This window comes from Mycetocola sp. JXN-3 (assembly GCF_014522285.1).
In the GTDB taxonomy this organism is placed as follows: Bacteria; Actinomycetota; Actinomycetes; order Actinomycetales; family Microbacteriaceae; genus Mycetocola; species Mycetocola saprophilus.
The window spans coordinates 154,109-171,049 of record NZ_CP041635.1 but is presented as its reverse complement, the minus strand read 5'-3'; the positions used below and the strand labels follow the sequence as shown (position 1 = coordinate 171,049).

General features: G+C 66.8%; 16 protein-coding genes. 8 read left to right on the top strand and 8 right to left on the bottom strand.

Translation table 11 applies throughout. From position 1 onward, the window contains the following. Nucleotide 1: 1 nt before the first annotated feature. The 3 genes from C7C57_RS00915 (at nt 2) to C7C57_RS00905 (ending at nt 3,212) form a co-directional block, all read left to right on the top strand. On the top strand, nt 2-679 hold the full coding sequence (locus tag C7C57_RS00915; protein WP_187977246.1) for an ABC transporter ATP-binding protein: 678 nt from the start codon (nt 2-4) through the stop codon (nt 677-679). A 151-nt stretch (nt 680-830) separates the two neighbouring features. Further along, nucleotides 831-2,576: an MDR family MFS transporter gene (locus C7C57_RS00910; protein WP_255505735.1), complete on the top strand. Its 1,746-nt coding sequence runs from the start codon at nt 831-833 to the stop codon at nt 2,574-2,576. 9 nt (nt 2,577-2,585) lie between these two features. Next, complete coding sequence (locus tag C7C57_RS00905) at nt 2,586-3,212, top strand: MarR family winged helix-turn-helix transcriptional regulator (protein ID WP_051701724.1); 627 nt, start codon at nt 2,586-2,588, stop codon at nt 3,210-3,212. A gap of 182 nt (nt 3,213-3,394) precedes the next feature. On the opposite strand, the gene C7C57_RS00900 is transcribed toward C7C57_RS00905, so the two are convergent. Then, nucleotides 3,395-4,006 carry a hypothetical protein gene (locus C7C57_RS00900; protein WP_187977245.1) on the bottom strand — a complete coding sequence of 204 codons (612 nt, stop codon included), beginning with the start codon at nt 4,004-4,006 and terminating at the stop codon, nt 3,395-3,397. 146 nt (nt 4,007-4,152) lie between these two features. Between C7C57_RS00900 and C7C57_RS00895 the strand changes: the two genes are divergently transcribed. Continuing rightward, nucleotides 4,153-4,788, top strand: a complete 636-nt coding sequence (locus C7C57_RS00895) for a YqaJ viral recombinase family protein (protein WP_051701725.1) — start codon at nt 4,153-4,155, stop codon at nt 4,786-4,788. Between the two features lie 81 nt (nt 4,789-4,869). Here the strand turns inward: C7C57_RS00895 and C7C57_RS00890 are convergent, their stop codons facing one another. Continuing rightward, the gene (locus C7C57_RS00890) at nt 4,870-5,499 is read right to left on the bottom strand and encodes a M15 family metallopeptidase (RefSeq protein ID WP_187977244.1); all 630 of its coding nucleotides are present in this window, start codon (nt 5,497-5,499) and stop codon (nt 4,870-4,872) included. A 128-nt stretch (nt 5,500-5,627) separates the two neighbouring features. Here C7C57_RS00890 and C7C57_RS00885 point away from each other — a divergent pair, with 128 nt between their 5' ends. Continuing rightward, complete coding sequence (locus tag C7C57_RS00885; protein ID WP_187977243.1) at nt 5,628-8,273, top strand: hypothetical protein; 2,646 nt, start codon at nt 5,628-5,630, stop codon at nt 8,271-8,273. Between the two features lie 96 nt (nt 8,274-8,369). On the opposite strand, the gene C7C57_RS00880 is transcribed toward C7C57_RS00885, so the two are convergent. Next, nucleotides 8,370-9,398 carry an ABC transporter substrate-binding protein gene (locus tag C7C57_RS00880; RefSeq protein ID WP_187977242.1) on the bottom strand — a complete coding sequence of 343 codons (1,029 nt, stop codon included), beginning with the start codon at nt 9,396-9,398 and terminating at the stop codon, nt 8,370-8,372. A 133-nt stretch (nt 9,399-9,531) separates the two neighbouring features. On the opposite strand from C7C57_RS00880, the gene C7C57_RS00875 reads away from it, so the two are divergent. Genes C7C57_RS00875 through C7C57_RS00865 form a run of 3 tightly spaced genes read left to right on the top strand, consistent with a single transcriptional unit; the run spans nt 9,532 to nt 12,612 of the window. After that, entirely contained in the window at nt 9,532-10,572 is a 1,041-nt protein-coding gene (locus C7C57_RS00875; protein WP_255505734.1) for an iron chelate uptake ABC transporter family permease subunit, read from the top strand. Further along, nucleotides 10,569-11,588: an iron chelate uptake ABC transporter family permease subunit gene (locus tag C7C57_RS00870; RefSeq protein WP_255505733.1), complete on the top strand. Its 1,020-nt coding sequence runs from the start codon at nt 10,569-10,571 to the stop codon at nt 11,586-11,588. The genes C7C57_RS00875 and C7C57_RS00870 overlap by 4 nt, the downstream gene beginning before the upstream one ends. Before the next feature lie 40 nt (nt 11,589-11,628). After that, on the top strand, nt 11,629-12,612 hold the full coding sequence (locus C7C57_RS00865) for an NADP-dependent oxidoreductase (protein ID WP_187977241.1): 984 nt from the start codon (nt 11,629-11,631) through the stop codon (nt 12,610-12,612). A 70-nt stretch (nt 12,613-12,682) separates the two neighbouring features. Here C7C57_RS00865 and C7C57_RS00860 read toward each other — a convergent pair whose 3' ends face one another. From C7C57_RS00860 to cpt, 5 genes are all read right to left on the bottom strand, one after another. Beyond that, nucleotides 12,683-13,564, bottom strand: a complete 882-nt coding sequence (locus tag C7C57_RS00860; protein WP_187977240.1) for a dihydrodipicolinate synthase family protein — start codon at nt 13,562-13,564, stop codon at nt 12,683-12,685. Between the two features lie 124 nt (nt 13,565-13,688). After that, nucleotides 13,689-14,378, bottom strand: a complete 690-nt coding sequence (gene rplA / locus C7C57_RS00855) for a 50S ribosomal protein L1 (RefSeq protein ID WP_030147770.1) — start codon at nt 14,376-14,378, stop codon at nt 13,689-13,691. 91 nt (nt 14,379-14,469) lie between these two features. Beyond that, entirely contained in the window at nt 14,470-14,898 is a 429-nt protein-coding gene (gene rplK, locus C7C57_RS00850) for a 50S ribosomal protein L11 (protein ID WP_030147769.1), read from the bottom strand. Between the two features lie 220 nt (nt 14,899-15,118). Further along, nucleotides 15,119-16,108, bottom strand: a complete 990-nt coding sequence (locus C7C57_RS00845) for an Abi family protein (protein ID WP_187977239.1) — start codon at nt 16,106-16,108, stop codon at nt 15,119-15,121. A 166-nt stretch (nt 16,109-16,274) separates the two neighbouring features. Then, nucleotides 16,275-16,802 (bottom strand): chloramphenicol phosphotransferase CPT, encoded by a 528-nt coding sequence (cpt, locus tag C7C57_RS00840; protein ID WP_187977238.1) that lies wholly within the window; start codon nt 16,800-16,802, stop codon nt 16,275-16,277. Between the last annotated feature and the right edge of the window lie 139 nt (nt 16,803-16,941).

The window sequence follows — 16,941 nt, the reverse complement described above, 5'->3', positions numbered from 1 at the left end:
CATGTACACCCTCACGAGTCTGACCAAGACATATAAAACCGCCCGCGGACCGGTGACCCCGCTCAAGGATGTGGACCTGCGGATCGAGGATGGCGAGTTCATCGCGATCCAGGGCCCCACCGGCGGCGGCAAGTCCACCCTGCTGCAAATGCTCGGGGCGCTGGATCGGCCCACCACCGGATCGATCCACCTCGCCGGGGACGACCTTTCCACCCTCGGCGAGCGCCGCCGCGCCAAGGCCCGTGCCGAACGGATCGGCTTTGTGTTCCAGGGCTTCAACCTGCTGCCCACGATGACCGCCGGCGAAAACGTCGAGACCGCCCTGGTCCCGCTCGGGGTTTCGGCGGCCGAACGGCGCAGCCGGGCGCGCACCGCGCTCGCGCAGGTGGGTCTGGATGATCGCATCGATCACCGCCCGAGCGAGCTCTCCGGCGGGCAGCAGCAGCGCGTGGCGATCGCCCGGGCGCTGGTCAAGAACCCGACCGTGATCCTCGCCGATGAGCCCACCGGCAACCTCGATGAGGACACCCGGGACGATGTACTGGCGCTGCTCGAGGGTCTCTGGCGCGATCAGGGCCTAACCATGATCATCGTCACGCACGACTCGGCGGTCGCCAAGCGCGCACCGCGCCGCCTGCACCTCGGCGGCGGCGGCATCACGGAGATCGGCGACAAATAGCGCGTTCCTCGACGGCCGCTCACCCTCCCGGGTGGGCGGCCGTTGGCATGCGTGGGGACCAAGCAGGCACTTAGTTGACATAGATCAATGATCGGCATATAGTTGACTTTTCGCAAGGATATTAACGAAGCGCTCGGAGTACGCACAACACATGTCAGCAACAACCACCGAAGCGGCCCCCTCGCCGGCCGCAATGTCTCACCCCGCCGTGATGCGGGCCCTATCCGGGCTCCTCATGGGTATGTTTGTCTCGATCCTCGCCGGAACCGTGGTCTCCACGTCGATGCCGCGAATCATCTCGGACCTCGGCGGCAACCAGGCCGCCTTCACCTGGGTCATCACCTCGACCCTGCTGGCCACCACGGTGTCCACCCCGATCTGGGGCAAGTTCGCCGACATCACCAACCGCAAGCTGCTGATCCAGATCGCACTGGTCATCTTTGTGCTCGGTTCGGCACTCGCCGGGTTCTCGCAGAACACCGAGACCCTCATCATCTTCCGTGTCATGCAGGGTCTGGGTGGTGGTGGCCTGGCGGCCCTCAGCCAGATCATCATGGCCGACATCATCAGCCCGCGTGAACGCGGCCGCTACATGGGACTCTTCGGCGCCGTCATGGCCGTGGGCACCGTGGGTGGCCCGCTGCTGGGTGGCGTGATCACCGACGCCATCGGTTGGCGCTGGAACTTCTTTGTGGCCCTGCCCTTCGCGATCGCCGCGATCTTCCTACTGCAGCGCAACCTGAACCTGCCCGCCCTGGAGAAGATCAAGGTCAAGATCGACTACCTCGGCATGATCCTCATCGCCGGTGGCATCTCGCTGCTGCTGATCTGGGTCACCCTGGCCGGACACGACTTCGACTGGGACTCCACCACCAGCTTTGTGATGGTGGGTGGCGCGGCTCTCATGCTGATCCTCGCCGTGATCGTCGAGGTCAAGGTCGAGAACCCGATCATCCCGATGAGCCTGTTCAAGAACCCGACCTTCAGCCTCGCCGTGATCGCCTCGATCTCGGTGGGTGTGGCCATGTTTGGCACCTCGGTCTTCCTGGGCCAGTACATGCAGCTCGCCCGGGGCGCGACCCCGACCCAGTCGGGTCTGCTGACCCTGCCGATGATCGGTGGCCTGCTGCTCTCCTCGACCTTCGTGGGCATGCTGATCAGCAAGTTCGGTAAGTGGAAGGGCTACATGGTCTTCGGCTCGATCGCGCTGACCGTGGGTATGTTCCTGATGGGAACCATCAAGTACGACACCAACTACGTGGTCGTCTCGATCTACATGTTCATCCTCGGTGTGGGTGTGGGTATGGTCATGCAGAACCTCGTGCTGATCGTCCAGAACACCGTCTCCCCCAAGGAAATCGGTGTCGCCAGTTCGGGCGTGACCTTCTTCCGGAGCCTGGGTGGAACCATCGGCATCTCGGTGCTGGGTTCGGTCCTGGCCACCAAGATCGCCGACGGCATCACCGCCAAGGCCGCGGACATTCAGGCAGCCCTGGTGCACCTGGGCCCGGCCGGTGCCGAGGTGGGCAAGCAGCTGCAGAGCGGTGTACTCCCCAAGGTTGCCGAGATGCCCGACGGCATCCGCGTGATCATCGAGTCCGTCTACGGCCAGGGTGTCGCCGACATCTTCCTACTCGCGGCCCCGCTCGCGCTGATCACCGTGCTGGCGATCGTCTTCCTGCCCAACCGTTCGCTCAGCACCCAGACCGCGACCGAGCGCCTGAAGAACGGCGAGGACGCCCAGTCCGCAGCCGGGGCCGAGGCTGCCGCAGCCGGGGAAAACCTGATTGCCGTGGGTGAGGCCAGCATCGGTGCCCAGGGCGACCTGGTGGCCACCACCGGAACCATCTCCACGCTGAACCCCGACGGCACGCGCCGTAGCGACGCGGACAACTAAACTGGCGTCATGACCGTGGACACCCCCACCCGCATCCCCGCCGACAACGCACGGGCCTCGGAGCGCGACAGCGCCGCCGAGGCCGTGCGGCGGGCCGTGGCGGACACCCCGAAACACGAGGTGCCCGCCGCGGGCGATGCCGCGACCCTCCCCGCACCGCATGAACCGCTGTGCGCCCCGGTGACCGTGATCAACTCCTCGGACCCGGACTTCAACGCCGCCGTCGCCGACCTGGAACACACCCTGATCGGGCTGTTCGCCCGCGTGCGCACGACCATTCGCGAGCGCGCCGAGCTGCTGCGTCCGGGCCTCCAGCCCGGTGCCTATAAGGCCCTCGGCACGATCATCTCGCATGGCTCGCTCCAGGCCGGCGAGCTGGCCGAGCTGCTGGGGAGCGACCGCAGCACCACGAGCCGGCTGATCCGACAGCTGGTCGAACACGACCTGATCGTGCGCACCCCCGACGTGCGCGACGGCCGGGTGATCAACCTCTCGGCCACCGATGCGGCCATCGCCGGCATTCAAGAGCTGCGCGAGGCCGGTCGCAGCCGCCTCTACGAAAACATGCGGGACTGGGAGACCGAGGACATCGCCCGACTCTCGCACATGCTGCGCGAGCTGACCGGGCTGGTCTAGCGCACTCCCGGCGCGGCACTCCCGGCACGCACGGCGTCCCAGGCAGCACGGCAACTCGAGCAGCACGGTGCCGGGGCGCCCGCCGTGCTTCGGCACCCGCAGCAGCTCATCACAGACAGACGGCGTGGGCCGTGCGTTCCGGAAACCCGGGGCACGGCCCACGCCGTCTGTTTATCCTGCCGCTACGCCCCGATGCGGGCCGCGAGCCCAAAGGGCGCGGCCCAGCGCCGCGCGAACGGCGCGGGGGCCGCATCCAGCAGCACTGCATCCAGCAACACCGAGTCTGGCAACACCGAGTCTGGCAACACCGAGTCTGGCGACACCGAGTCTGGCGAGACCGGGGCTAGGTAGGCCCGCGAGGCGGCCACCTCACGGGTGGCCGGGATCCGCGACTCATACGCCACGGGAAGCGGACGGGACCCGCGGGCCAGCAGCGCCTGCACGGCGGGGCCGGAAGCACCCAGCACAACGACGTCGGGGCTAGAGCCGAGCCGCGCACCAAACCGGTCGATCACCCACTCGAGCAGCTCCGCGTCCGGAGCCACCACGATGATCGCGTCCAGACCCTCGGTGGCCGCACCGTGACGCACGCTGTGCGCCCACGCGCTGCGGACCGGGATCCGTTCGGTAACCGCACGAACCAGCGCGCGATCGGATTCGGACGTGTGACTCGTGGACACCACGAGCCCCACCTGCTGGCCGGCTCCCAGCCAGGATGCGGCCGCGGCGGCCGCACCACGACGCTCGGCCTCCGAAGAGGTCGGGCCAACGTGCACCGCGATGTCTCGTCCCATAGCATCTACGGTGTCACGGACCACCGACATCGGCCGGTTGTCGGGGTGAACAGCACCCGAATTGCCGGTAACCGATCGGACCGGTTTCCCGGCGGCGCGCGGCCCCGGTGGTCATCCGCGCCACCGATTGGGGGGACAATAGAGGGGTGACATCTGGATATCAGGAACGCTTCGTAGCCGACTCAACCGACCGGGTCGCGTGGCTCCGGGCCAGGGCGCGAGGCATTACCGCGACGGATGTGGCCAAGCTGTCCACCCCGCGCTCGATCCAGACCGCCGCCGAGGCGAAGCTCTACGGAACCGGCTTCTCCGGCAACGCATTCACCGAGCACGGCCGCCGCCGCGAGCCCGAGATCGCCGCCTGGGTCGCCGCAACCCACGGCATCCAGCCCTCCTCAGGCCTCTACCACTCGGAGTGGGAAAAGCGTCACCTGGCCACCCCCGATGGCATCACGATGACCCCCGAGGGCACGGTCATCCTCTCCGAGATCAAGACCACGACCAAGCCGTGGCGCAGCGTCCCGCGTAACTACATGCGACAGATCTGGTGGCAGCAGTACGTGCTGGGAGCCGAGCGGACCCTCGTGGTCTGGGAGGAACACAAAAACTTTGTGCCGGTGGGCGAGGAGCCGCTGTGCCGTTGGATCGACCGTGATGAGGTCGAGATTAACAAGCTCGTGGGCCTCGCCAACGACCTGATCAACGAGCTGCATCGCCGCACCTTCATTCCGATGCCCGAGGGATACGAGCACCTGGAGCCCATCGCGCCCTACGCGCCTTAATCCGGCCGCGCGCACGGGCGGCAACTCCAATACATCGCACGGACGGGCGACCAACCCAACCTCGTCGCGCGGACGCGCACGCTAATCCGCAACCGGCCCGTACACCGCGTGGGCCGCACCGGTCAGATGCGCCCAGTAGCGGTCGCCATAACTCCAGTGCCACCACTCATGCGGGTAGTTTTCCAGTCCCGCCGCGCCGAGCGCCCGAGCCAGCAGCTCGCGATTCGCCCGCGCGGACACCGAGATGTTTTTCGCGGCAAAGCGGACGGCACCGGCGCTCTCTTCGGGGGTCGCGTCGATCACGGTGCCCATATCCAGCTCGATTCCCGCGTCGTTCACCAGGGTCAGGTCCACCGCGGCCCCAGCCACGTGCGGGGCCACCGAAACGGGTGCAACATAGCGTGCGCTGAGTTCATCCAGGGTGGCAGCATCGGCCTCGGGAAACTCGATCCGTAACGCCGCCAGGTAGGTCTCGATGATGGCTCGCTGAGTTTCCACCGGACGCAGCCCCTCGGCCACACACAGGTGAAAGCCCACCGGCAGCGCCTGATCGGCGGCACGGAGGCGCCGAGCCAGCTCAAACCGCACCCGCGATCCGGCCCCGATATTCGGGCGGCAGCGCACCCCGAAGTCCGCAAGCTCCACCAGCGCCTCACCGTTTTCCTCAACCGGGATGTTGGCGACGGAGGGGGCGGATATCAGCGTAATCACGCCCTTCAGGCTAGGGCATTACCTCCGACAGCGACACCCCGCTCGACCCATTTTGCACCGGTTCGGTAAAACGTGACAAACTGTAGGGTATTGAATCGCAGCCACTGAGCAGACCCAGGGAGATCCGCGTGCGCACACCCTCCATCCATCATTACCGTGGCCGCCGCGAAGGTCGCTCGCGTACTCGAGCGGGCGCGATCGTGCTGGGCCTCCTCGTAGCCCTGCTTGCCGGACCGCTGCTCGCGGTGCCGGTGTCGGCCGTCGCCGCCGACACCCGGCCCCAGTTGGTGCCCACGATGTCGCCGATCCCGGTGCGCGCGATTTCCGAACTCAACTCCACCCTGCTGGCACCCTATCCGGTGCCGTGGAAATACGAGAACTCGGTCGTCGATAACTCGGTGATCAACCTGGACTATCAGTGGTACGTCGATGGCACTCCCGTCCCCCAGGCACAGGGCGGTAACCTGCACCAGTTCAATATCACCGGCGACAACGTGGGGAAGCAGGTCTGGGCGGTGATCACAGCCAGCATGATCGACAACACCCTGAAACCGGGCTCCGTGGAAACCACCCGCAGCGTCGCCACCCCCTACGCACTCGAAATCACCGACCCCCGTCCCTCCTCCAGCGAACCCGTGGCCGGTGCACCGCTGTCGGCATCCGTCACATTCCTCGCCCCCGGCGAGCGCGATATGAAGATGTTCCCCGAGGAAATGCGCCCCAAGGTGTCCTGGACGTGGATCTCGGGCGAGAGCACCCCGCTGGCGTCACGCCCGAACACCAGCACCTGGGGAAGCACCGTCCTCGCCCCCACCCAGGCACAGATTGATGCGGGCATTACGGTCACGGCGGTGGCGACCTGGCCCGGATCTACCACCGTCACCCGGACCACACGGGTGGTCTGGAAGAAGATCACCGCGGGCACTGCCGAAATCACCGGCACCCCCGCGGTGGGCGACACCCTGACCGCGGTTACCCGAGACTGGGAACCCGGAATCCCACTCGGGTATACCTGGAGCACCACTGACGGACGGGATATCCCCGGGGCGTACTCGCGCACCTTCACCCCCACGGTCGACCAGGCGGGCAAGAGCGTTCGAGTGCAGGTGTGGGCGTCGGCCTCGAATCGCGCCACGGCTCGGGTCACCAGCGCGAGCGTGGCCATCCCGATGCTGTCGCTGGCGGGGGTCACCGGGACCATCGTCGGGGATCCCGTGGTGGAGGGCACACTTCGGGCACTGGCGGTCCATCCCGATGGTGCCCCGGTGACCGGCAGCGGGTACCAGTGGTACGTCAACGGGGGATACGTTTTCGGGGCGAATACGGAAACCTACACCCCGAGCGTCGCGGATCTGGGCAAGACCTTCACCGTGCGCTTCACCGCGTCCCGGGTGGGCTACACCTCGGTGAATGTGACCGGCACCGCCTCCGGCCCCACGCAGCCCGGCACCCAGCCAGCGTCGCTCGGCCTCACCTCCAGCGGGACCCCGCGCGTCGGCGACCCCCTCACCCTGACGGTTTCGGGAGCCTCACCCGGGTCTCAGATTTCCTTTGAGTGGTTCCGGCTAGATCAACCCGGGCACACGGCGGACGGCGCCACCTACACCCCGCAGCGCACGGATGCTCACCAGGTGGTCCGCGGGCTGGCCCGGGTGACCAAGGCCGGATTTGATACCCGTGTTCTCTCGCTGGACTTCCCCGTAGCACCCGCAGACTTCGGGGACTCCACCGCCGAAATCTCGGGTGTTCCCAAGGTGGGAGAGGTCCTCAGCGCCCGGAGTTCGGGATGGGGCGATGTCGAGCCTTCGACGTTCACCTATCGATGGTTTGCGACGGACAACCCCACCCAGACGCTGGGCACCGAGGCCACCCTCAAACCGAGTCCGGCGCTGCGGGAACGTCAGGTGGCGGTCGAGGTGACCGGGTCCGCGCTGGGCTATGCGGATAAATCGGTCCTCTCGACGCCGGTCGCGATCACCGAGGATACCAACCTGGAGGTGCAGCTCACCGGCATTGCATCCGCCTGGTCCACCCTGACCGCCGCCGCGACCTCCACGACACCGGATGTCGCCCTGCAGTATCACTGGGAGGCCCCGGGGCCCGCCCTCGCCGCGACCGCGGGCTCCGAGGGCCCAACCCTGGCCCTGGATCCCGCCTGGATCGGCTCGCGGGTCAGGCTCACGGTTACCGCGACCGCCCCCGGCTTTAACCCGGTAACCCGGACCCTGGAGTCCGTGCCGATCACCGAGGCGAGTTTTGAGGAGCCCACCCTCGCGCTGTCGGGGGCGCTGCTTGTGGAGCAGCGCATCTCGGTGTTGGCACACGGTTGGGGCCTCACCCCGGATACCCAGATTCCAACCTGGTATCTCGATGGTGTGCCGATACCCGGCGCACACAACCCCGTCCTGGATATCACCCCGGACATGCGTGGCGCGGTGCTGAGCGTCGAGTTTGTGGCGACCCGCGACGGGGTCCTGCCGCTGACCTCGACCCGCACCGATCTGGGCAGGGTCTCGTCCCTCGAATCGGTCCAACCGCATCCCGGTGTCTCCGGCACGTCACCGAGCGCTCGCGACGGGCACCCGAAGCCGCGGCTCGGATCGGTGGAAACGGCTACCCGCGCACACCAGACCGGATCGGCGGCCGCCCGCGGCCTCGCCAACACCGGCGCCGCGGACCTGGGTGGATTCCCGCTCGTGCTTGCGGTCACGCTGGGTCTGGGCCTCGCGCTGAGGGTCGGGGCAGGGACGATCCGTCGAGGCTCCCGGGACTGAGACGCCGCATCGGCGCGGACCGGTCGGGCCACCCACGCCGAAAACGGCTGCGGCCCCCACGTGTGAACGTGGGGGCCGCCGCCGTATGGACTATCGCTACTTGGTCACCAGGTACGAACGCAGATCCTTCAGGATCTTGCCCGCGCCGATCGGGCCGAGGCCCAGGTACCAGACGTCATCGTCCACCCGCTGCACGTGCTTGTCCTTGACGGCGGTGAGGGTGGGCCAGATCGGACCGGCCAGGGCCGCGGTCTCACCGGTCGCCTCGGGGGTGCCGTAGCTGGTGTAGAAGATCCAGTCGCCGTCGGCCTGGGCGAGGTTCTCCGAGGAGATCTCGGTGGCCAGCTCGTCGATGTCCTGGATCTTGGGCCGGACGAGGCCCACGTCCTTGAGGATCACGCCGATCAGCGAGGCGTTGCCGTACAGGCGGGTCTTCTGAGGCATGAAGCGCAGCAGCGAGATGGTGGGGTTTCCGGGGATGTCGGCGCGCAGCTTATCGGCCTCGGCCTGATAGTCGTTGAGCAGGCTCACGGCCTTGTCCTCATCACCGGTGGCCGCGGCAACCAGGCGCAGGTTTTCCTTCCACGGGAAACCCGGGCGGATCGAGAACACGGTCGGGGCGATCTGCGCAAGCTGCGGATACAGCTTGTCCGCCCGCAGCTTGGAACCGAGGATCAGGTCGGGCTTGAGCGCGGCGATGGCCTCGAGGTTGGGCTGCTGGATGGTGCCGATCGAGGTGGCCTTTTTGACCTTATCGGCCAGGTATCCGGGGATCGAGTTGGCACCCTCGGTGGAGGGGATGCCAACCGGGGTGATCCCGAGTGCCAGCACATCGTCGAGCTCGCCGGTGTCCAGGACCACCACCCGCTTGGGCTTGGTCTTGATCTCGGTGGTCCCCTCGGAGTGCTTCACCTCGCGCGGGAAGACGCCGGGCTTCGCCGTGCTGCCGAGCTTGGCGGTCTCCTCGTCGGCGGTCTTGAAGTGGGCGCCACCGGTCGCGACGTCGGTGTTCCCCGACCCGGACTTGAGTCCGCCCCCATCGGTCTGGGCGCAGCCAGCCGTCAGTGTAATCAGGAGGGCAACGGCCGCGGCCTGGAGCGCTCGCTTCTTTCGTAATTCATACATCACCCCCGAACGTAGCCTAGATTTTCCCGACAGGCCAGGTAAGGCTTGCCAACCTTGAAACCGACTGTGTGACGGCAAAACCCGGGTTAGACTGGCCACTGGTTTATCCGCATCCAAACGGGAGGTTCCTCGAGTGGCGTCTGCCCCCGCTCCGGCATCCACTCCGACCCGTACCCGGCAGCACACCGGGCGGAAGATTACCCTGCTGATCGGTGCCCTCGCGCTGCTCGCGCTGATCGCGCTGGGTTCGCTCCTGATCGGCTCCAAGCCAATCCCGCCGCACACCGTCTGGGCGGCGCTGTTTGCCCCCGATGGATCCCCAGACCAGGCGATCATCCTCGGCTCGCGCCTCCCGCGGGCGATCCTGGGGATCCTGGCCGGGGCCGCGCTCGGGGTTGCCGGGGCCCTGGTGCAGGCGTTCACCCGGAATCCGCTGGCCGAGCCCGGACTCCTGGGTGTGAATGCCGGGGCATCGCTGGCGATCGTGCTGGCCGTGGGAACCTTCGGGATCACCGCCTATAGCGGCTATGTGTGGTTCGCGTTTGGCGGGGCGGCCGCGGCCGCGGCCCTGGTCGCGCTGATCGGCATGCGCGGCACCCGCCGCCTGGACCCTGCCCGGCTGGTGCTCTCGGGGGTCGCGTTGGGCGCGGTCCTCTCGGGGATCGGAACCGGGCTCGCCCTGCTCAACCCCAGCGCCTTTGACCAGCTGCGCGCCTGGACCGTGGGCTCGCTCGCGGACCGCGGGAGCGACCTGCTGGCCCCGGTCGCGATCACCGTGGGGATCGGCCTGCTGCTGGCCGCATTTACCGGGCGCGGGCTGAACGCCCTGGCCCTCGGCGAGGATGCCGCCCGCGGACTCGGCTATCACCCGGGACGCTCGCGCGTCCTGATTCTGCTGGCGATCACCGTGCTGGCCGGCTCCGCGACCGCCGCGGTGGGTGCAATTGGCTTCCTGGGGCTGATGGCCCCGCACCTGGCCCGCCGCATCAGCGGCACCGATCAGCGCTGGCTGCTGGTGTTCTCGGCGGTGCTGGCCCCGATCATCCTGCTGATCGCCGATGTGATCGGCCGCGTCATCCTGCCGGGTGAGCTCGAGGCCGGCGTCACCTGCGCGCTGATCGGCGCGCCCGTCCTGGTCTACCTGGCCCGTCGAAAGAGGGTGGCGGGACTGTGAGTGTGACCCACCGCGTGCGCAGCCGTTCGCGCACCCGCACGCTGATCGTGTGTGTGATCCTGCTGGCCCTGGCTCTGCTGGTCGGCATCATCATGATCGGCAGTGGTGACTACCCGCTGGGGCCCGACCGGGTGCTCGGGGTCCTCTTTGGCGGCGGCAGCGATCTGGAGCGCTCGATCGTGCTCTCCTGGCGCGCGCCGCGGGCCCTGGCCGCCATCGTGTTCGGGGCGGCGCTCGGCGTAAGCGGCGGGGTCTTCCAATCGCTGACCCGCAATCCGCTGGGCAGCCCCGACGTGATCGGTTTCGGCACCGGTGCCTACACGGGCGCACTGCTGGCGATCATGCTCGTGGGCGGCAGCTATGTGGCCACCTCGATCGGTGCACTGGCCGGAGGCCTGGGCACCGCGCTGCTGATCTACTTCCTGGCCTGGCGACGCGGCTCCCACGGCTACCGGCTGATCCTGGTAGGTATCGGCATCAGCGCCGCCCTGGCCGCGATCAACCAGTGGCTCGTGCTGCGCGCCGACATCGAGGTCGCGATGGCCGCCGCGGTGTGGGGCGCGGGCTCGCTGGGCGGTACCACCTGGGCGCAGGCGCTGCCGGCGATCCTGGTGATCCTGCCGGTGCTCGCGCTGACCCTGGCCGGCGGTCGCACCCTGGGCATGCTGGAGCTCGGCGACGACGCGGCGCAGGCGCTGGGGGTGCGTACCGAGCGGGCGCGGCTGATCCTGGTGGTCCTCGCGGTCGCGCTCACGGCGGCGGTGACCGCGGTGGCCGGGCCGATCGCGTTTGTGGCGCTGGTCGCGCCGCAGCTGGCCCGCCGACTCACCGGAGGCGCCGGAATCGCGCTGATCCCCGCCGCCTGCATGGGCGCGTTCCTGCTGGTCACCGCGGACCTGCTGGCGCAGCGCATGTTTGCCCCGATCCAGCTGCCGGTAGGCCTGGTGACCGCGTGCCTGGGCGGTGTTTACCTGCTCTGGCTGCTGGGCCGCGAGGGCTCCAAACGACTGCGGTAATACACTGTCGCCCGCGGAAAGAAAGTGGCAGACTCGTTGCATGACCTCCGCAGACTCCCCGCGCCCGCACACCATGCTTGCCGCCGTGTATGACACCCCCGGTCCCGCACAAAACCTGCGCCTCACCGACGAGGTTTCGGTGCCCTTCGCCCTCTCCGATGAGGTGCTGGTACGGGTGCACGCCTCGGCGCTCAACCCGATCGACACCAAGACGCGCGCCGGTCGCGGGGTCGCCTCGGGGATCGTGCGCTATCCGGCGCTGATCGGATCCGACTTTGCCGGGGTGGTGGTGCGCGCTCCCTATGAGGCCCACCCGCTGCAGCCCGGCACCGAGGTCTATGGGATGCTGCCGGTCCCACGGGTGAGTGGGTCCTATGCGCAGTACGTGGCCGCGCCCTCGCTCTCGATCGCGCCCAAGCCCGACAACCTCTCCTTCACCGAGGCGGCGGCCGTGCCGCTGGCGGCGATGACCGCCTGGGGCGCGCTGGATGCCGCCGAGATCGAGCCGGGTCAGCGGGTGCTGATCCACGCGGGTGCCGGAGGTGTGGGGCACTTTGCGGTCCAGCTCGCCGCGCTGCGCGGGGCGCACGTGATCGCCACCGGGTCGGCCCACAACCTCGACTTCCTGCGCGAACTGGGGGCCGCCGAGGTCATCGACTACACCGCGCGGAACTTCGAGGACGGCCTCGCCCCGGTGGATGCGGTGATCGACCTGATCGGCAACGTGCACGCGAACACCGGTAGCCGCTCGCTCGGCGTCATCGTCGAGGGCGGCGTGATCGTCAACGTCCCCTCGGGCAGCTGGCCCGAGTTCGCCGCCGAGGCGGAGGCCGCGGGCGTGCGCGGCACCCACTATAAGGTGTCCCCCGATGCCCGCGTGCTCGAGCAAATCACGGCGCTGATCGAGTCGGATCAGCTGCGCGTGGTGCTCGCCGACACCTACCCGCTCGAGCGTATCGTCGAGGCACATGAGGCGCTCGAGGCCGGGCACACCCGGGGCAAGATCGCGATCTCGATTCCCTAGAGCGCGGCACCGAGGCTCGGACGAGCACCCGCAGGGGCCGAGTGTCCGTCGGACACCGAGCCTCCAGCGGCTAGGACAGCGACGCGGTGATGGCCGCGGTCTCCTCGGCGGTGGCCGGCAGCGCCGGGCCGCGTGGGTCGGCGGTCGGGGTCCCCTGCGCGCGGGCTGCCGCGTGCAGGCCGCCCAGTGGGCTCTGCCCGGCAGCGAGGGCTTCGGCGAGGCGGCGCAGTGCCACCCGGGCGGCGGGAGCATCGGGACTCTGGGTCCAGACCGCGCGGTACTCGGCGGGCAGGAGGGCCGCGAGGCCGGTGTGCCAGGCGTCCACGATGGGCGGCTCATCCAGCAGGCCGAGGTCGCCGCTCAGGCCGATCGAGAAGCCGGGTCCGCCGGCGGATCGCAGTTCGGCGAGGCGGGTTTCCAGCGTATCCCGGTCGCGGCCGGGCAGGCGCGAGGGTTCCTTGATCGCCCGCAGGTTGGCGTGGGTCACCAGGTAGTCGAGGGTGTCGGCGCTGATGTCGTAGCCGAGCTGTGCGGGCTTGTTGTAGAAGGCCAGCGGGAGATCCACCACGTCACACACGCGGGCGACGAGTTCGCGCACCTCGCTGTCGCCGATGGGGAGGTAGCTGAAGGGGGCGAGGATGACGCCGGCGGCCCCGGCCTCCTCGGCCGCCTGGGCGCGGGCGATGACCGCGGGGGTCGAGTGGGCGGTGATCCCGGCATAGACGGGCATGCGGCCGTCGGCGGCGGTCACGGCCTGGGCGATGATCGCCGCATGCTCGTGGGCTTCAAAGCTGACTCCGGAACCGGAGGTCGCGAGCACCGTCACGGCATCGATGCCGTGGTCGGGAAGGGCCGAAATAATCTGCTCGAGCGCGATCAGGTCGGGGTTCTGCGCGGCGTCCAGCGGGGTGATGGGGTATGCGATGAGGCCGGTAAAAGGGGAGGCTGTCATCGGTTAACTCTACGCGACCCGCGTGGGGATGCGCTGAATCCGCTGGAATCGACCCCAAACCTCACGCAAAACCGGGCCACCCGCGAAAGCGGATGACCCGGTAATAATTTCGGTGAAACCGAAATTAGATGCTGTTGACGTCCAGCGGGATGCCGGGACCGAAGGTGGTCGAAACGGCACCCTTGGTGATGTAACGGCCCTTCGAGCTCGACGGCTTCAGACGAACGATCTCTTCCAGAGCGGCCGAGATGTTCTCGTTCAGCTGCTCGGCCGAGAACGATGCCTTGCCCACGACGAAGTGCACGTTGGAGTGCTTGTCGACGCGGAACTCGATCTTTCCACCCTTGATCTCGGACACTGCCTTGGCGGTGTCCGGGGTCACGGTACCGGTCTTCGGGTTCGGCATCAGGCCACGCGGACCCAGAACCTTACCCAGACGACCGACCTTACCCATGAGCTCGGGGGTCGATACGGCGGAGTCGAACGAGGTGTAACCAGCGGCCACCTTCTCGATCAGCTCGTCGCCACCAACCTCGTCGGCGCCAGCGGCCAGTGCGGCCTCGGCGGCCGGACCGGTTGCGAAGACGATAACGCGGGCGGTCTTACCGGTTCCGTGGGGCAGGATGACGGTTCCACGAACCATCTGGTCTGCCTTGCGGGGGTCAACACCGAGCTTGAGGGCAACCTCAACGGTCGAGTTTGCCTTTGCAGCAGCGGTCTCCTTGGCGAGAGCTACCGCGTCAGCGGGGGTGTAAACGGTGTCGGCAGCAACCTTCGCTGCCGCGGCCCGGTAGGCCTTAGACTTCTGTGCCATTTTTTCTCCTAGTGAGAACGTGGTCATTTGCGCCTGGCCGGCGCTGCCACTGTATTGAAAAGTTGAGGGTGTTGCTCGCGGAAGCGAACGACTACTCGACGGTGATACCCATCGAACGCGCGGTACCAGCGATGATCTTCGCTGCTGCGTCGATGTCGTTGGCGTTCAGGTCGGCCTTCTTGGTCTCGGCGATCTGACGAACCTGGTCCATCGTGATCTTCGCAACCTTGACGGTGTGCGGGGTGCCCGAGCCCTTGGCAACGCCAGCGGCCTTCTTGATGAGCTCCGCTGCCGGCGGGGTCTTCAGGATGAAGGTGAACGAGCGGTCCTCGTACACGGTGATCTCAACCGGGATCACGTTTCCGCGCTGCGACTCGGTGGCCGCGTTGTAAGCCTTGCAGAACTCCATGATGTTCACGCCGTGCTGACCCAGTGCGGGACCGATCGGCGGTGCCGGGTTAGCGGCGCCAGCCTGGATCTGCAGCTTGATCAGACCCGTGACCTTCTTCTTCGGTGCCATGTTATTTCCTTCTTTAGTGATCGAGTAACGGGCGGTTGCCCGCTGCTCTCCCGCCGACCCGGTGGGCCGCGGTGGTGTAAAAAACCGTGGGGTAAGCGCCAGAAGACGCAAACCCGATCAAGTCTACGCGATCAGGCCCCAGATCGCGAGTCTCACCTGAGATTTGAGTACGGTGCACCCGGGCCGAGCAGACCACATCCTGCACGGCCGCGACACTCGGTTACTCCCAGAGCTGCAACTGAGACCAATTGATTGGCGCACCAAGCGATTCGATGGTGAGAGAGGACGACGTTGGGAACCGACCCATATACGCCGAAACTCGCCGGTTCCAGTCGCCGTTAGGCTCGATTGAGCGCAACAGATACGCGATCACCGCGAGCATGTTGTATACACCAAAGGTGCGCTTGGCCGTCTCCACATCGTGAAGGTGACCAAGCAGTGGTACCGCCGCTGAGGAGGGGCGTTTGGGTGCCACTACGAGTTTTCTATTAAACAGCCTTCCCTGATGCGCCGCCACGTTGCGCACATAGTTAAGGGATGCAATCCAGCTATTCATGATCTTTTTGGTAGGAACGCCAAAGTGCTGAGCAATCTCCGTCGCTAGGTCGTTCCTCAAGCCCGGATACACACTGGATATGTGCCCAAACTCCATCACTTCGGTAAGAATCCAGATGGGCAATTCATCGTCATACTTCTCCCGGAAATGAGCGACAAAAGGCTCGCCGGAAGCAGCAGCGTGGCGGGAAACCTTTTGCTGCCACCGTTGGTGCTTCGATTCAGCGGGAAGGCCATCATCGCGAATTTCGGTTCGGTCACAAAACTGATCGGTAAAGGCTGCCTCCTCGAGATGAGCGGTTCCAGAGGATCGTCCGAGGACGTATCCAAGCTGCATCCTCAACGCAACTTCGATACGTTCTACCCCGTCAAGGACTAAAGCCCGCAGTCCTCGATCAAACTCAATGACATCCACTACGTCAGCCAAGGTGACGCCGTCCCGCACCTCGTCCAAGACCCTTACGCGCACCGTCCTGTCTCCATCAAAATCCCATTCCGATCTCCGAAATGGATAGAGATAGCCGGAAAATCGATAGTAGCCAATCGCGCGCAGAACCTGCGCACATTCCCTTGCTTCTTCAAACTGCAACCCCTTGGCCGCTAACCGCGCAACCTGCGCGTCAAGCGAGAGCCACTTCTTTGTGTACGCAACCATGTTCTTCATCCCCAAAGAAAATCGGCCCGAGCCGTGAGGCGAGCGGACCGATCATGTGTCACCGAGACTAACACGCGCATCGGAACAGATGAAGTCCCTCAACAAGCAAATCCCTCCTCACAGCGGATTTTCAGTAGCGGTGCGCGTCGCCTCAGCGGGATGACCGCTACGCCGCGACGATCCGCTCCATGATGTGTCGGGCGGCAGTAGCCGGGAGAAGTGCGCCGGTGTCCACATTTAGGTCATAGCGGACGCCGCGGTGAACCAGCTCCGCCTGTGTCGCCGCCATTCCCGGAGTTCGATCGGGGCGGGTGGCCTCACGGCTCGCGGCGATATCGGCGGAGCAGCGTGCCCCCACCCAGAACACACGCAGGCCCTCGAGCTGCACGCGCAGGCGGTTCTGCGACTCGCCCCCTGAAAGAAACACATCATCTAGGATGATGCGGGCTCCGGCGCGCGCCATTGCGGCGACCCCACGCGTCCAGGCCTGCTCCAACCGGCGGAACTCCGCCCCCACGTCGACGCCGCCATCCTCGGCAAACTCAATCCCGACGTCCCCCTCGCGGAGAGAAGCGGGGAGCGCGTCCACAAACGTATCGATACTCACGCTCAACCACGGTTCGGGCAGGACGGCCTGTAGCGCGCACACAAGCGTGGATTTCCCCGAGCTTGATCCCCCGTTGATCACAATCACGTCATAGCCCATGAGCCCTCCCGGTTCATCCGTCTGCGTGCGTGCGTGCGCCCACGCTAACACTCGCCGCCGAGAACCCGGACCTTCCGAAAACAGCAACGCCCCGCCACTTCGAAAAGTGACGGGGCGTTGAGAAGTA

Excerpts from the sequence above, each read along its gene's own strand:
- rplA (WP_030147770.1), bottom strand. The coding sequence starts at position 14,378 with ATGGCACAGAAGTCTAAGGCCTACCGGGCCGCGGCAGCGAAGGTTGCT.
- C7C57_RS00865 (WP_187977241.1), top strand. The coding sequence starts at position 11,629 with ATGACCTCCGCAGACTCCCCGCGCCCGCACACCATGCTTGCCGCCGTG.
- C7C57_RS00905 (WP_051701724.1), top strand. The coding sequence starts at position 2,586 with ATGACCGTGGACACCCCCACCCGCATCCCCGCCGACAACGCACGGGCC.
- C7C57_RS00910 (WP_255505735.1), top strand. The coding sequence starts at position 831 with ATGTCAGCAACAACCACCGAAGCGGCCCCCTCGCCGGCCGCAATGTCT.
- rplK (WP_030147769.1), bottom strand. The coding sequence starts at position 14,898 with ATGGCACCGAAGAAGAAGGTCACGGGTCTGATCAAGCTGCAGATCCAG.
- C7C57_RS00915 (WP_187977246.1), top strand. The coding sequence starts at position 2 with ATGTACACCCTCACGAGTCTGACCAAGACATATAAAACCGCCCGCGGA.
- C7C57_RS00860 (WP_187977240.1), bottom strand. The coding sequence starts at position 13,564 with ATGACAGCCTCCCCTTTTACCGGCCTCATCGCATACCCCATCACCCCG.
- C7C57_RS00880 (WP_187977242.1), bottom strand. The coding sequence starts at position 9,398 with ATGTATGAATTACGAAAGAAGCGAGCGCTCCAGGCCGCGGCCGTTGCC.
- C7C57_RS00900 (WP_187977245.1), bottom strand. The coding sequence starts at position 4,006 with ATGGGACGAGACATCGCGGTGCACGTTGGCCCGACCTCTTCGGAGGCC.
- C7C57_RS00845 (WP_187977239.1), bottom strand. The coding sequence starts at position 16,108 with ATGGTTGCGTACACAAAGAAGTGGCTCTCGCTTGACGCGCAGGTTGCG.